Below are 12,754 nucleotides of genomic sequence, written 5' to 3' on the forward strand. Positions count from 1 at the left end.
GGGCGCGTGGCGCGGCCCCCCGGGGGCCCGCGGGGGGGGGGCCGCCCCCCCCCCCCCCCCCCCCCCCCGACGCGTTCACCTCACCAAGAGCCACTTCCGGCTCCACCGCGTGACCTCCCGGCAACCTGCCGCGAGTAGATTCACCCCCAGACCCCGCCATCGACACGACAAGGAAGGACCTCACGATGACCACGTCTTCATCGGCCACAGACGCATCGACCGCGGAGGCCTTCCGTGTCGTCGCCAACCCGAACCCTGCCACTGAGGCCGAGCGGGCAGAGAAGCTGTCGAGCCTCAAGTTCGGCGTGAACTTCACCGACCACATGGCCCGCATGACGTGGTCCATGGACGAGGGCTGGACGGACCGCCGCATCGAGCCGTACGCGCCGCTGCAGCTGGACCCCGCGTCGTCGGTCCTTCACTACGCGTCGGAGATCTTCGAGGGCCTCAAGGCGTACAAGTGGGCCGACGGCACCATCCGCACCTTCCGCCCTCAGGCCAACGCCGAGCGCTTCCAGCGGTCCGCCTGGCGCATGGCGCTTCCGGAGCTCCCCACCGAGGACTTCATGGCCTCGATCCGCGCGCTCGTGGAGCTCGAGAAGGACTGGGTCCCCACGATCCCCGAGTCCTCGCTGTACTTGCGCCCGTTCCTGATCGGCACCGACGTGTTCCTCGGGCTGCGTCAGCCCATGACCGTCGACTACCTGCTGATCGCGTCGCCGTCGGGCCCGTACTTCTCCGGCGGAGTGAAGCCCGTGTCCATCTGGGTCGAGCAGGAGTATCACCGCGCAGGCCCCGGAGGCACCGGTGCCGCCAAGTGCGGTGGCAACTACGCGTCGTCCCTGCGCCCCCAGATCGAGGCGGGCAAGCGCGGCTACGACCAGGTGCTCTACCTGGACGCGAAGACCGACACGGTGCTCGAGGAGCTGGGCGGCATGAACGTGTTCGTCGTCATGAAGGACGGCACCGTCGTGACCCCGGTCCTCACGGGCAACCTGCTCGAGGGCGTGACCCGCGCGTCGATCATCCAGCTGCTCGAGGACGACCACCTGAAGGTCGTCGAGCGCGACATCACCATCAAGGAGCTGCGCGACGGCGTCGCCTCGGGCGACGTGGCCGAGGTGTTCGCGTGCGGCACCGCCGCCGTCGTCACGCCGATCGGCAAGATGGGCTCCACCGACTTCGAGCAGCAGGTGGGCGACGGCCAGCCCGGCCCGGTCACCCTCAAGGTCCGCCAGACCCTCACCGACATCCAGTACGGCCGCGCGGAGGACACGTACGGCTGGATGGAGACGATCTGCTGACGCGTCTGCAGTGACGTGACAGGCCCGTCGGCCGCGCCCTCCGGGGTAGCGGAAGGCGGGCCTTTCGCCTGGGTGACGGCACGCCGTGCAGCCGACGACGTGGTCTCCTGCCTGGTATCGCACCCCATCGGGACCTTGGTCCCCCAGGCGCGCCAGAAGTCGCTCCATGATTCGAGAAGGTCCCCGCTGAGCCCGACGGCGCCGCGGGAGCCGTCACGGCCAGCATGAACGGCCCGCGCGGGATCCTCAAAGGAGCGGAACCTTGCTCAGTTTCGAAGCGACAGCAGTCTCCACCTCGGACACCGGCCTTGCGGTCAGGGCACGTGATTTCGAGTGGGTGGTGGACGAGCCCGCAGCGCTCGGAGGCGGCGACCTCGGACCCAACCCCGTCGAGTACACGCTCGGCTCGCTGCTCGGGTGCCTCAACGTCGTCGTCCATCTCGTGGCGAAGGAGCGGGGCGTCACCCTCTCGTCGTTCTCAGCGAAGGCGACAGGCGAGCTGGACCCTGCCCGCTTCATGGGCAAGTCCATGGAGGCGCGCGCCGGCTACCAGTCCATCCACGTGACCATCGAGGTGACGGGGGACGCGACCGACGAGGAGCTCGCCGAGATCGCTCGCATCTCCGAGGCGCGCTGCCCGGTCTCGGACAACATCGCACACGAGACGCCTGTCTCGATCAGCATCGTCAAGCAGGTCGCTGTGGAGGTCTGACCTCCTTCTCAGGGCCACGGGGAGCCCGTTCGGTGCCGCCAGCAGGGCCGCCGTACGGGCTCCCCGCACGCTCCCCGTCGACCTTCATCGAATCTTCATGGTTCCTGTGCTGAATCTATGAGGTCGTCGTCCCACTCTGGAGGGGTCGGCGGATCACGGAGGTTCGCGGGAAGGAGCGTCATGTGGGACGACTGGGGCCACGGCTACGGCCATGGCATGAGCGACGGGTTCGACTTCGGATGGCTCTGGGCGATCCTCCTGATCGTGCTGCTCGCGGGGCTCGTCTACGTGGCCGTCAGGCTTGCGACCCGTGACCGGATCCTTGGACAGGGTGGGGACGGCCAGGCGGCCGGTTCCACGCCGCCCGCGACGCAGCCGGCGCCGCCGCAGTCGTCAGCTCGCCAGATCCTTGAGGACAGGCTCGCCCGAGGCGAGATCGACGCCGCGGAGTTCCGAGAGAGGGTCACCGCGCTCGAAGAGGCCTGACGGACACGGTCCGCGCCGCCAGCCGAGCGGCAGGGAGCAGGCGTCCCCAGGCCGTCGGGGTCGCGGCTCGAGGGCGGTGCGGGCGGGCTCGACCTGAGGAGAAGCATGGTGAGCAGCGACAATGGGGCTATGACCGCCGTGCAGCCCCGCGCGCTCGTCGTCGAGGACGAGCCCGCGCTTGCCGACCTCGTCGCCGGCTATCTGGAGAAGGACGGCTTCGAGGTGGCCGTGGCGCACGACGGCGAGTCGGCGCTTCACCGCGCACGGGAGCTCGATCCCGACGCCGTGGTGCTCGATCTGGGCCTGCCCGGCATCGACGGGATCGAGGTGTGCCGACAGCTGCGGACGTTCTCCGACTGCTACGTGGTGATGCTGACGGCGCGCGCGGAGGAGGTGGACACCCTCGTGGGGCTGTCCGTCGGCGCGGATGACTACATGACCAAGCCGTTCAGCCCCCGCGTGCTCGTCGCGCGGCTGCGGGCGATGCTTCGCCGCCCTCGGGTGGCGCCAGCCTCCACCGAGTCTGAGGTCGAGCCCACGCTTGTCGTGGGCGATCTTGAGGTCGACGTCCCGGCGCGCGAGGCGTGTCTCGCCGGAGAGCCGATCCCCCTCACACGGACCGAGTTCGACGTGCTCGCCGCGCTCGCATCCCGGCCGACGCGCGTGCTCACCCGCGCGATGCTGCTCGAGATCGTGTGGGGCGGCGACTGGGTGGGGGACGAGCACCTGGTGGACGTCCACATCCGCCACCTCAGGCTCAAGCTCGGCGACTCCGCCGAGCGGCAGCGGTATGTGCGTACGGTGCGCGGCGTGGGCTATCGGATCGGGGTCGGATCATGAGCGGCACAGGTCCGGTACCGTCCGCGCGGAGTCCTCGCGGCGTCGGTCTCGTGTGGCTGCTGATGGGCGCCTTCGGTCTCGTGGTGCTCGTGGTCGCCGTCACGGCGTGGCTCGTGGCAGGAAGCATCGGCCCGCAGGTGTTCGAGCGCAACCTCATGGGGGAGATGCGCCGTCATGGGGGCATGGGTGGTGTGGCTGCTGAGCAGCTCCAGCAGGCCGAGCTCGCGTATCGAAGCTCCGCCGGTGCGGCGATGGGCGTGGCGCTCGCGGTCGCGGCGCTCGTGGCGGCCGCCGTCAGCGTGGTCCTGGCCCGTCGGATGGCGAGGTCTCTCGGCGAGCTGAGCGGTGCCGCGCATCAGGTGGCCGACGGCCGTTTCGGGGCGCGCGTCGGGTCGCCTCAGATGGGTCGGGAGTTCGATGAGCTCGCAGACTCGTTCAACCAGATGTCCGGCAGGCTTGAGGAGAGCGAGCAGCTGCGGCAACGCATGATCGGCGATGTGGCGCACGAGCTCCGTACGCCGGTGGCGACCATCACGGGCTACCTCGAAGCGCTTGAGGATGGCGTGGCCGAGCTGACCCCCGAGACCGTCGCGATGCTGCGGGCCCAGGGGGCGCGCCTCACGAGGCTCAGCGAGGACCTCTCGGCGGTCTCCAGGGCCGAGAGCGGCGCGGCGTCGATGGCGCTGACGCGCATGGCGCCGGGGGATCTGCTGAGGCTTGCGCATCTCGCGGCGCGGGAGCGTGCCTCTGAGGCGGGCGTGGCGCTCGAGCTGCACGCGAGCGGCGACCTGTCGGACGTGAACGTGGACCCCGACCGCATGGCACAGGTCCTCGGCAACCTCGTGGACAACGCGCTCCGGCACACGCCTGCCGGCGGAACCGTGTCGCTGATCGCCCGCGCGGGGCAGGCGGGAGTGGAGCTCGTGGTGAGCGACACGGGCGCCGGGATCTCGCCCGAACACCTGCCGCACGTGTTCGAACGGTTCTACCGGGCCGACGCCGCGCGAGACCGCGCAAGCGGGGGCTCGGGCGTCGGCCTCGCGATCGTGAGGGCGCTCGTGGCGGCGCATGGCGGGACAGTGTCAGTCGACAGCGCTGGCGTCGGCCGGGGCGCGACATTCGTCGTGACCCTGCCTGCGGCGCGTTGAGCCGGGTCCGCCTGTGGTGCGGACCCTCGGTGCGCTCCCGGCTACTTTACGGTCGCACATCAGCGCTGGTCCGTGCATGATGGAAGGGCTGAGGGTGTGACCCTGAGAGGAGCCCATCGTGCAGTTGAAGGACCTGGCGCTGAGCAGCCCAGACATCCCGGACGGAGAGCGGATCGACGACAGGTTCGCCGGTCAGGTGGGGTCCGAGACCCCGCGGATGACGGTGACGGGGGTGCCTGAGGAGGCGGTCGAGCTCGCACTGGTCTGCCACGACCCGGATGCGCCGCTGCCGCATGGCTTCACGCACTGGACGCTGTACGGTCTGCCGCCGTTCGACGGCGAGGTGGTGGAGGAGATCGGCCGCCCTGGCCTCAACGACGACGAGAGCTTCGGGTACGTCGGTCCCTTCCCGCCGTTCGGGCACGGCACGCATCACTACTACTTCTGGGTGTACGCCCTGAGTCGGAAGGTGGTGGGGGAGCCGACGCGGGAGGAGTTCCTGCGCGACTACGCCGACGCCGTGATCGAGCAGGCGAGGATCGTCGCGACGTACTCACGGTAGGGGTCCGGTGCGTGGCCTCCGGCAAAGGTTCGCATTAACTCAAGTTACGGTTCCGTAGGTTATCGTGGAGGCATGCAGAGCAGCATGACGTCTCCCAGCCTCGCCACCGTCGCCGAGAGCATGAACCTGACCGCCTTGCTTCGTTCTCGAGCCGAGGCGGATCCAGCAGCGCCCTTCGCCGAGATCAAGACCGAGGCCGACGAATGGTCTCCCGTCTCGATCGGTGAGTTCCAACAGCGTGTCCGCGCGGTGGCCAAGGGGCTCATCGCCTCCGGCGTCGGCGTCGGCGACCGCGTCGGCATCATGGGTGACACGAGCCTCGAGTGGTCGGTCATGGACTTCGCGGTGCTCGCCGCAGGCGGTGTCTCGGTCCCGATCTACCCGTCGTCCTCCGCCAAGCAGTGCGAGTGGATCGTCCAGGACGCGGGCATCGATGTGGTCGCCGCCCAGACCGAGGAACAGCGGGCGATGCTCGCCGACCTCGAGGAGGCGCCCACGGCCGTCGCGCTCACGCCCGAGGGTCTGGACGAGGTCGCCGCAGGGGGCGCAGCGGTCTCCGATGCCGACCTCGACGCGCGCACGGCCGACGTGGTGCTCGCCGACCTCGCCACGATCATCTACACGTCCGGCACCACCGGCCGGCCCAAGGGTGCCATGCTCACGCACGGCAACTTCGTGGTCCACTGCGAGAACATCGAGAAGGACCCGGGCTTCGGCGCCTTCGTGCAGGGCGATACTCGCGTGCTGCTGTTCCTGCCGCTCGCGCACGTGTTCGCGCGCCTCGCCATGGTCCTCGCCCTGTCGTCCGGCGCAGTGATCGGGTACACCCCGAACCACAAGACGCTCGCCGCCGACCTCGGATCGTTCCGCCCCACCTGGATGCCGCTCGTGCCGCGTGTCCTCGAGACCATCTACAACCGCGCCGACGCGGCGCAGACCGGGCTGAAGAAGAAGATCTTCCGCTGGTCCGCCTGGGTGGCGCGCAAGGTGTCCATGGCCGAGGAGACGGGCGGCCACGGGATCGTGCTCAAGGCCCAGTACGCGGTCGCGAACGCGCTCGTGCTGAAGAAGATCCGCCACCTCATGGGTGGCCAGCTGGGCTACGTGCTCGCCGGCGGCGCGAAGCTCACGCCGCAGATCGGCCACTTCTTCCGCGGACTCGGGGTCACCGTGATGCAGGGCTACGGCCTCACCGAGACCACCGCCGCCCACATGGGCACGCCGAGCACCGACCAGATCATGGGCACGGTCGGCCATCCGATCGCGGGCTGCGAGATCAAGGTGGCCGACGACGGCGAGATCCTCGCGCGCGGCGTCAACCTGTTCGCGGGCTACTGGAACGCGCCCGACGCGACGGCCGCCGTCCTGCACGACGGCTGGTTCGCCACGGGTGACCTCGGAGAGATCCACGACGGTGCCCTCACCATCACGGGGCGCAAGAAGGAGATCCTCGTTCTGTCCTCGGGCAAGAACATCCAGCCCGCAGTGCTGGAGGACTCGCTGCGCTCCCACCCGGCGATCCAGGACTCCGTGGTGATCGGCGACGGCAGGCATTTTGTGTCTGCGGTCGTCGCGCTCGACCCGATCCTGCTTCCCGCCTGGCTCAAGGCGCACGACCTGCCGGACATGTGCGTCGAGGACGCCTCGCGTCACGAGCGGGTGCGCGAGCTGATCGGCCGCGCGATCGCCGCCGCGAACGAGCATGTGTCGCGCGCCGAGGCGATCCGCGAGTTCCGCATCCTGCCCCGCGAGTTCACCGAGGCGCGCGAGGAGCTCACCGCGTCGCTCAAGGTGCGCCGCGCGAACGTCATGGCGCACTTCTCCGAGGTGATCGACTCGATCTACACGTCGGGCAAGGGCGGGTCCGCGGCGCCGCAGTCGTAGGGTCCCTGCGCGGCGCGGGAGAGCGTCAGTGCGCCAGTGTCCAGCACACCTCGGGGCTAGCGGCGGCCGACGGCGCATGCGCCTTCCTTGCGGAGCCGACGCCCCCAGCTAGCGCCGGCCGACGTCGGGGAGCGTGGGCACGCTTGCCATGAGGGCGATCGCCTCGTCGGCCTCGTCGCCCCACATGCAGCCCAGCAGTTCGCGCGCGTCCGCGTCGCTCTCAGCGACGTCGAACATGCGCATGCCCATGCCTGTGTTGATGAGCATGCCGGTGGCGAGGAAGTGGCTGGCCTGCTCGGGGCCGAGTCCTGCCTCGTCGCGCGCGATCCTGTAGATCTCCAGGTAGCGCTCGCGGATGATGGGGCCGATCCTGGGGTCGTGCCCCAGGGTGAAGGCGTGCATGAGCGTCAGCAGGATCCCGCGGTCGGCGGTGAGGCCCACGTAGGCGCGGCCCAGCACCTCGAGCCGTTGCGGGATCGGCGAGTCTGCGGGGAGCGTGGCGATCGCGGCCCTGAACGTCTCCATGACGCGCGCGCACGCGCGCTCGGTCACGGCGACGAAGAGCTCCTGCTTGGAGCCGAACATGCGAACCACGTACGCCTGCGAGACGCCTGCGCCGTGGGCGACGGCGTCGGTGGTGCCGCCCGCGAGGCCTCGTTCGCCGAACACTGCGGTGGCGGAGGCGAGGATCTGCTCCCGGCGGTTCTCGGAGGAGCTTCGGCGCTCAGTTTCGGCAGACATGTTGACAGGTTATCAGTTGATTACTACGGTGAGGCTATGTAGTTATCAGCCGATTACAACCAACCCCGGAAGGCTCGACATGGACACCACCCGGAAGATCCCCCTGTGGATCGCGATCGTCGCCGTCTCGGTGCCGGTCTTCATGGCGTCGCTCGACAACCTCGTCGTCACCAACGCCCTGCCCGTCATGCAGGCAGACCTCGGCGCGACCATCGAGGAGCTGCAGTGGTTCCTCAACGCGTACTCGCTCGCCTTCGCGAGCCTCATCCTCATGGCGGTCGCGCTCGGCGACAGGCTCGGACGCAAGAAGGTGTTCCTCGCGGGCATCGCGCTCTTCACCGCAGCGTCCGTGGCCTGCGCCGTCGCGACCACCCCTGAGGCGCTCATCATCGCCCGCGTCGTCCAAGGAGCGGGAGGCGCCGCCGTGCTCCCGCTGTCTCTCGCGCTCCTCGCCGGCGCGGTGCCCGACAGGCTCCGTCCGGTCGCGATCGGCATCTGGGGCGGCGTGGGCGGCCTGGGCGTCGCGCTCGGCCCGCTGATCGGCGGCGCCGTCGTCGAGGGCATGAGCTGGCACGCCATCTTCTGGCTCAACGTGCCGATCGGCATCGCCGCTCTCGCTCTCGGTTGGTGGTCGCTTCGCGAGTCTCACGGCGCGCGTGCCCGCCTCGACGTCGTCGGCCTGGTGCTCGCCGTGACCTCGGTGTTCGCGCTCGTGTTCGGCATCGTCCGCGGCAACGACGCGGGGTGGACCAGCACCGAGGTGCTGCTCGGTCTCGTCGGCGGTGCCGTGCTGCTCGTCGCGTTCCTGGTGTGGGAGGCGCGGGTCCGCGAGCCGCTCATGCCGCTCGGCCTGTTCCGCGATCGCAGCTTCTCCGCGGCCAACGCCGTCGCGGTGCTGTTCAGCATCGGCATCTTCGGTGCGGTCTTCATCCTGATCCAGTTCATGCAGGTGGTGCAGGGCGAGTCGCCGCTCTCCGCCGGCGTGAAGACCATGCCGTGGACCATGGCGCCGCTCGTGGTCGCGCCCCTCACGGGGCTGATCGCGCCGCGCGTCGGCACGCGGGCGTTGATCGTCACCGGGACGACGCTCCAGGCGGTCGGCCTCGCATGGTTCGCCCTGGTCCTGGCCCCCGACGTCGCCTACGCGACGATGATCCCCGCGTTCATCGCGGCCGGCGTCGGCATGGGACTGGTGTTCGCCCCGTCGGCCACCGCGGTGCTCGCGCACATGGCTCCCCAGAACCACGCGAAGGCATCCGGCACCAACTCGACGCTCCGCGAGATCGGGGTGGCGCTCGGCGTCGCGATCCTGACCGCCGTCTTCACGGGCGCGGGCGGAGACTTCACCCCGACCGAGTACACGGACGCCGCGATCCCTGCGCTGTGGACAGGAGTCGCCTTCCTGCTTCTGGCCACGGTCGCAGGGCTCGCGCTTCCGGCGGGCAGGGGAGTGGGTGGCGCCGACGCTGTGGTCGAGGAGCCGGAGCCGGCGTACGTCCCCGCGCGCGTCTCCTGAACCGTCGCAGGCGATGGCTCCCGAGGCCGGCACCCTGCTCGTCATGCCCGCGCCCAGAGCGTCGGCCCGGTTCGCCCTCCCCACTGTCACCCCCGCGTCGTACTCTGAGATGGCTGCGCTGCCCGGAGGTGCGGCACGGGGGTGACATATGTCCGAGCTTGCGATCGAGACCGCGGGTCTCACGAAGATCTACGGTCAGCAGCGCGCTGTCGACGATGTCGACCTGGCGATCCCGCGCGGGGGTGTGCACGGTTTCCTCGGCCCCAACGGGGCGGGGAAGACCACCACGATCCGCATGCTCGCCACGCTGATCCGGCCCGACGCGGGTACCGCTCGCGTGCTCGGGCACGACGTCGTGCAGCACGGGGACGCCGTCCGCGACCGCGTGGCGCTCACGGGTCAGTTCGCGTCGGTGGATGAGGACCTCTCGGGACGCGAGAACCTGCGCCTGCTCGCCAAGCTGTACGGCTTCCGAGGTGCGGCGGCCACCGCCAGGGCTGACGAGCTGCTCGGTGCCTTCGGGCTCGAGGGCGCGGCGGACAGGCAGGTGAAGAAGTTCTCGGGCGGCATGCGGCGCCGCATCGACATCGCCGCCTCGCTCGTCGTCACGCCGGAGCTGCTGTTCCTCGACGAGCCGACCACAGGGCTCGACCCGCGCAGCCGCATCGAGGTGTGGGACATCGTGCGAGCGCTCGTCGCGCACGGCACCACCGTCATGCTCACGACGCAGTACCTGGACGAGGCGGATCAGCTCGCCGACCGGATCTCCGTGATCGACGCGGGCAGGATCATCGCGGAGGGCGCGCCCAGCGAGCTCAAGGCCTCGGTCGGCTCGGGCTCGCTTCACGTGCGGGTCATGCATCGCGCCGACCTGGCGGCCGTGCAGGGCATCTTGGCGCGCGAGCTCGGAGTCGAGGTGGAGACGACGTCCGACCCGCACGGTCTCGCGGTGCCGCTCGAGGATCGCTCGCGGGTCACGAGCGCGCTCGCCGCGATCGAGGCGGCCGAGCTCGAGCTCGCGCAGTTCTCGCTCGGACAGCCGACGCTCGACGAGGTGTTCCTGCACCTCACCGGGCATGCCGCCGACAGTCCCGACGGCTCGGACGAGGAGGTGGCGGCATGAGCACCGACACCCGCACCCAGCCCGACGCCCCTGAGCCCGCAGGCGCTGCGTCGGCGCAGACGGCGCCCGCGGTCTCCGCGATCGCTGAGGCGCTCACCAGCGGCACCAGGCCCGCGCGCCCCACGCCGCTGTCCACCTCGCTGACGTTCGGGTGGCGCTCGCTGCTCAAGATCAAGCACCTGCCTGAGCAGCTCTTCGACGTGACCGTCTTCCCGGTGATGATGACCCTGCTGTTCACGTACCTGTTCGGCGGCGCGCTTGAGGGCTCGGTGCAGGCGTACATCGCCTTCCTCGCGCCCGGCGTGCTCGTGCAGTCGGTCCTGTTCATCACCATGTACACCGGCACCACGCTGCGCACCGACATCGACCGAGGCGTCTTCGACCGGTTCCGTTCGCTGCCCATCTGGCGGCCGTCCGCACTCGTCGGCATGCTCCTGGGCGACGCCGTGCGCTTCGCCGTCGCCTCAGGCATTACAGCAGCGGTCTGCCTGGCGATCGGGTGGCGCCCCGGGGGCGGGGTGATCGGGGTGCTCGCGGGCATCGGCCTCGTGCTCGTCTTCGCCTTCGGACTCGGTTGGATCTGGACCTTCCTGTCCATGATCCTGCGCACGCCCGGAGCGATCATGGGCGTCGCGTCGTTCGTCCTCATGCCGCTGCTGTTCGGCTCGAACATCTTCGTCGACCCGTCCACGATGCCCGGCTGGCTCCAGGCCTGGGTCGAGGTCAACCCCGTGTCCCACCTGGTCACGGCCGTGCGCGAGCTCATGGACGGACTCCCGACCGGGCCTGAGGTCGCCTGGTCGCTCATGTGGTCTGCAGGGCTCGTCGCCGTCTTCGGCTCGCTCACCATGTGGCGGTACCGCGACCCCAGCTGATGTCCTCCGTGCGCCTGTTCCGAGCCCCGCCGTCCCGCCGAGACGACGAGGGTTACCGCGCGGCGGAGCGGGCCGTCTGGACGCTGCGCGGCCTCGAGCCCCAGGAGCGGTGGGTTGAGGTGCCGGAGCTCGGGATCCGTGTGCGCGCGATGGTGCACGGTCAGGGGCGCCCCGTGGTCTTCGTGCACGGCAACCCGACCGCGGGGGGAGTGTTCGTCCCGCTCGTGGCCGCGCTCGACGGCGTGCAAGCGATCGTCGTGGACCGGCCCGGATGCGGGCTCAGCGACCCGCTCGACTACTCGCAGATGAGTGCACGCGAGCTCCGGGATGCGATCGAGGCCTACCTCGTAGCCGTGATCGATCAACTCGCGGGCGGTCGCGCGGACCTGGTGGGCAACTCTGCAGGTGGCATGGCCGTACTCGCCTTCGCCGCGAGGCGGCCCGAGCGGGTGAGGTCGATCGTGATCGAGGGGGTGCCCTCGGTCGAGGGGATGCGCCTCTCGTGGCCCATGCGTGCCGTCACCCTGCCGCCGGTGACCGCGGCGGTGCAACGTCACCGTGTCACCGAGCGGGACCTGCGGGCGTCGTTCCGCACCATGGGCCATGGCGGGATCATCGACACTCCGCGCCTGCCCAAGATCGACCTCGAGTGGCGGGTAGCCGTCGCGCGCCTGACCGACACGTTCCCGAACGACCTCGCGCTCCTCGAACGTGCGGCGACCGTGCGCGGACCCCGACGACATTGGGCTGCGGAGCTGCTTGAGCTCGCTGCGGTCAAGGCCCCTGCGCTGTGGCTCGTCGGGGACCAGGACCCGTTCCTTCCGCGCGCGGGAGTGGAGCCGTGGGTCGCTCGGATGCGGGACGCGACGCTGCACATGCTGATCGGCTGCGGGCATCAGCCGTGGCTCGACGATCCCGACTGGCATGCGGAGGCCATCGGCGCGTGGTGGCGGTCGCTCGACGCCTGACCGCGCGAGGCTGTCGCGTCCTCCCGTCGTAGGCTCTCCCCGTGCCCCTGGAGAACCTGCTGCTGCGCGTCGACCGCTTCGCCGGCGGACGAGACGCCCACATCGTCGTCCCCGAGGAGGCGCGCACGCATCCGCGCACGCGCCGTGCGTTCAGGTGGGTCATGTGGTTGCTCCTCGCGGAGCTGGTGCTCGGGGTCGCCGCGGTGATCGTGGCGCTCGTGCTGTACTCCGGTGGTCACGACGTGCCGTTCGCCGTGTGGATGCGCACCCTCGTCGTGCTCGCCATGACCGTGACGCTGTTCTACTTCGCGTGGCGCGCCTCGCTCGGCTGGCGGTGGGCCTACCAGCGGCTTCGCCTCTTCGCGCAGATCTTTCCCGTGATCACGCTCGTGCTGGCCGCGATCCCGAACCTCTATCCGACGTGGATGGTCACCGAGCAGATCCTGTTCAGCCTCATCATGATCGGCGTCGCAGACTTCCTCACCAGCGACCACATGCGGCAGGCCTACCGGAAGCCGGAGCCCGACGGCGACTGAACGTCGGGGCGTGGCTTCCCCGGCGGCAGACCCGAGGGGCGCGCGTTCGCCTGCATGCG

General features: G+C 70.1%; 13 protein-coding genes. 12 read left to right on the plus strand and 1 reads right to left on the minus strand.

What is annotated here, in order from left to right; translation table 11 throughout:
- Positions 1-185 precede the first annotated feature (185 nt).
- The 7 genes from QQX04_RS10165 (at position 186) to QQX04_RS10195 (ending at position 6,936) form a co-directional block, all read left to right on the plus strand.
- Positions 186-1,304, plus strand: a complete 1,119-nt coding sequence (locus QQX04_RS10165; protein WP_301128811.1) for a branched-chain amino acid aminotransferase — start codon at positions 186-188, stop codon at positions 1,302-1,304.
- A gap of 262 nt (positions 1,305-1,566) precedes the next feature.
- Positions 1,567-2,016 (plus strand): OsmC family protein, encoded by a 450-nt coding sequence (locus tag QQX04_RS10170; RefSeq protein ID WP_301128813.1) that lies wholly within the window; start codon positions 1,567-1,569, stop codon positions 2,014-2,016.
- 180 nt (positions 2,017-2,196) lie between these two features.
- Positions 2,197-2,502, plus strand: a complete 306-nt coding sequence (locus tag QQX04_RS10175; protein WP_301128815.1) for an SHOCT domain-containing protein — start codon at positions 2,197-2,199, stop codon at positions 2,500-2,502.
- Positions 2,503-2,631: 129 nt separating this feature from the next.
- Positions 2,632-3,342 carry a response regulator gene (locus QQX04_RS10180; RefSeq protein ID WP_301128817.1) on the plus strand — a complete coding sequence of 237 codons (711 nt, stop codon included), beginning with the start codon at positions 2,632-2,634 and terminating at the stop codon, positions 3,340-3,342.
- A complete protein-coding gene (locus QQX04_RS10185) occupies positions 3,339-4,490 on the plus strand; it encodes a HAMP domain-containing sensor histidine kinase (protein ID WP_301128819.1) in 1,152 nt (383 codons plus the stop codon). Before QQX04_RS10180 ends, QQX04_RS10185 begins: the two co-directional genes overlap by 4 nt.
- Positions 4,491-4,608: 118 nt before the next feature.
- Positions 4,609-5,052 (plus strand): YbhB/YbcL family Raf kinase inhibitor-like protein, encoded by a 444-nt coding sequence (locus tag QQX04_RS10190; RefSeq protein WP_301128821.1) that lies wholly within the window; start codon positions 4,609-4,611, stop codon positions 5,050-5,052.
- Between the two features lie 72 nt (positions 5,053-5,124).
- Positions 5,125-6,936: an AMP-dependent synthetase/ligase gene (locus tag QQX04_RS10195; protein WP_301128822.1), complete on the plus strand. Its 1,812-nt coding sequence runs from the start codon at positions 5,125-5,127 to the stop codon at positions 6,934-6,936.
- Positions 6,937-7,044: 108 nt separating this feature from the next.
- Here the strand turns inward: QQX04_RS10195 and QQX04_RS10200 are convergent, their stop codons facing one another.
- Positions 7,045-7,677, minus strand: coding sequence for a TetR/AcrR family transcriptional regulator (locus tag QQX04_RS10200; protein WP_301128823.1), 633 nt, complete (start codon positions 7,675-7,677; stop codon positions 7,045-7,047).
- On the opposite strand from QQX04_RS10200, the gene QQX04_RS10205 reads away from it, so the two are divergent.
- The 5 genes from QQX04_RS10205 (at position 7,676) to QQX04_RS10225 (ending at position 12,695) form a co-directional block, all read left to right on the plus strand.
- Positions 7,676-9,193 carry a DHA2 family efflux MFS transporter permease subunit gene (locus QQX04_RS10205; protein WP_301128830.1) on the plus strand — a complete coding sequence of 506 codons (1,518 nt, stop codon included), beginning with the start codon at positions 7,676-7,678 and terminating at the stop codon, positions 9,191-9,193. The two genes, QQX04_RS10200 and QQX04_RS10205, sit on opposite strands and share 2 nt — an antisense overlap.
- A 148-nt stretch (positions 9,194-9,341) precedes the next feature.
- Entirely contained in the window at positions 9,342-10,316 is a 975-nt protein-coding gene (locus tag QQX04_RS10210) for an ATP-binding cassette domain-containing protein (RefSeq protein ID WP_301128832.1), read from the plus strand.
- On the plus strand, positions 10,313-11,191 hold the full coding sequence (locus QQX04_RS10215; protein WP_301128834.1) for an ABC transporter permease: 879 nt from the start codon (positions 10,313-10,315) through the stop codon (positions 11,189-11,191). Before QQX04_RS10210 ends, QQX04_RS10215 begins: the two co-directional genes overlap by 4 nt.
- On the plus strand, positions 11,191-12,159 hold the full coding sequence (locus tag QQX04_RS10220) for an alpha/beta fold hydrolase (protein ID WP_301128836.1): 969 nt from the start codon (positions 11,191-11,193) through the stop codon (positions 12,157-12,159). Before QQX04_RS10215 ends, QQX04_RS10220 begins: the two co-directional genes overlap by 1 nt.
- A gap of 41 nt (positions 12,160-12,200) precedes the next feature.
- Entirely contained in the window at positions 12,201-12,695 is a 495-nt protein-coding gene (locus QQX04_RS10225; protein ID WP_301128838.1) for a hypothetical protein, read from the plus strand.
- The last annotated feature ends 59 nt before the right edge of the window (positions 12,696-12,754 follow it).

The sequence above is a fragment of the Demequina zhanjiangensis genome, from assembly GCF_030418315.1.
In the GTDB taxonomy this organism is placed as follows: Bacteria; Actinomycetota; Actinomycetes; order Actinomycetales; family Demequinaceae; genus Demequina; species Demequina zhanjiangensis.

Coding starts and splice junctions, on each gene's coding strand:
- QQX04_RS10195 (WP_301128822.1), top strand. CDS start 5,125: ATGCAGAGCAGCATGACGTCTCCCAGCCTCGCCACCGTCGCCGAGAGC.
- QQX04_RS10165 (WP_301128811.1), top strand. CDS start 186: ATGACCACGTCTTCATCGGCCACAGACGCATCGACCGCGGAGGCCTTC.
- QQX04_RS10180 (WP_301128817.1), top strand. CDS start 2,632: ATGACCGCCGTGCAGCCCCGCGCGCTCGTCGTCGAGGACGAGCCCGCG.
- QQX04_RS10200 (WP_301128823.1), bottom strand. CDS start 7,677: ATGTCTGCCGAAACTGAGCGCCGAAGCTCCTCCGAGAACCGCCGGGAG.
- QQX04_RS10185 (WP_301128819.1), top strand. CDS start 3,339: ATGAGCGGCACAGGTCCGGTACCGTCCGCGCGGAGTCCTCGCGGCGTC.
- QQX04_RS10220 (WP_301128836.1), top strand. CDS start 11,191: ATGTCCTCCGTGCGCCTGTTCCGAGCCCCGCCGTCCCGCCGAGACGAC.
- QQX04_RS10215 (WP_301128834.1), top strand. CDS start 10,313: ATGAGCACCGACACCCGCACCCAGCCCGACGCCCCTGAGCCCGCAGGC.
- QQX04_RS10205 (WP_301128830.1), top strand. CDS start 7,676: ATGTTGACAGGTTATCAGTTGATTACTACGGTGAGGCTATGTAGTTAT.
- QQX04_RS10210 (WP_301128832.1), top strand. CDS start 9,342: ATGTCCGAGCTTGCGATCGAGACCGCGGGTCTCACGAAGATCTACGGT.
- QQX04_RS10175 (WP_301128815.1), top strand. CDS start 2,197: ATGTGGGACGACTGGGGCCACGGCTACGGCCATGGCATGAGCGACGGG.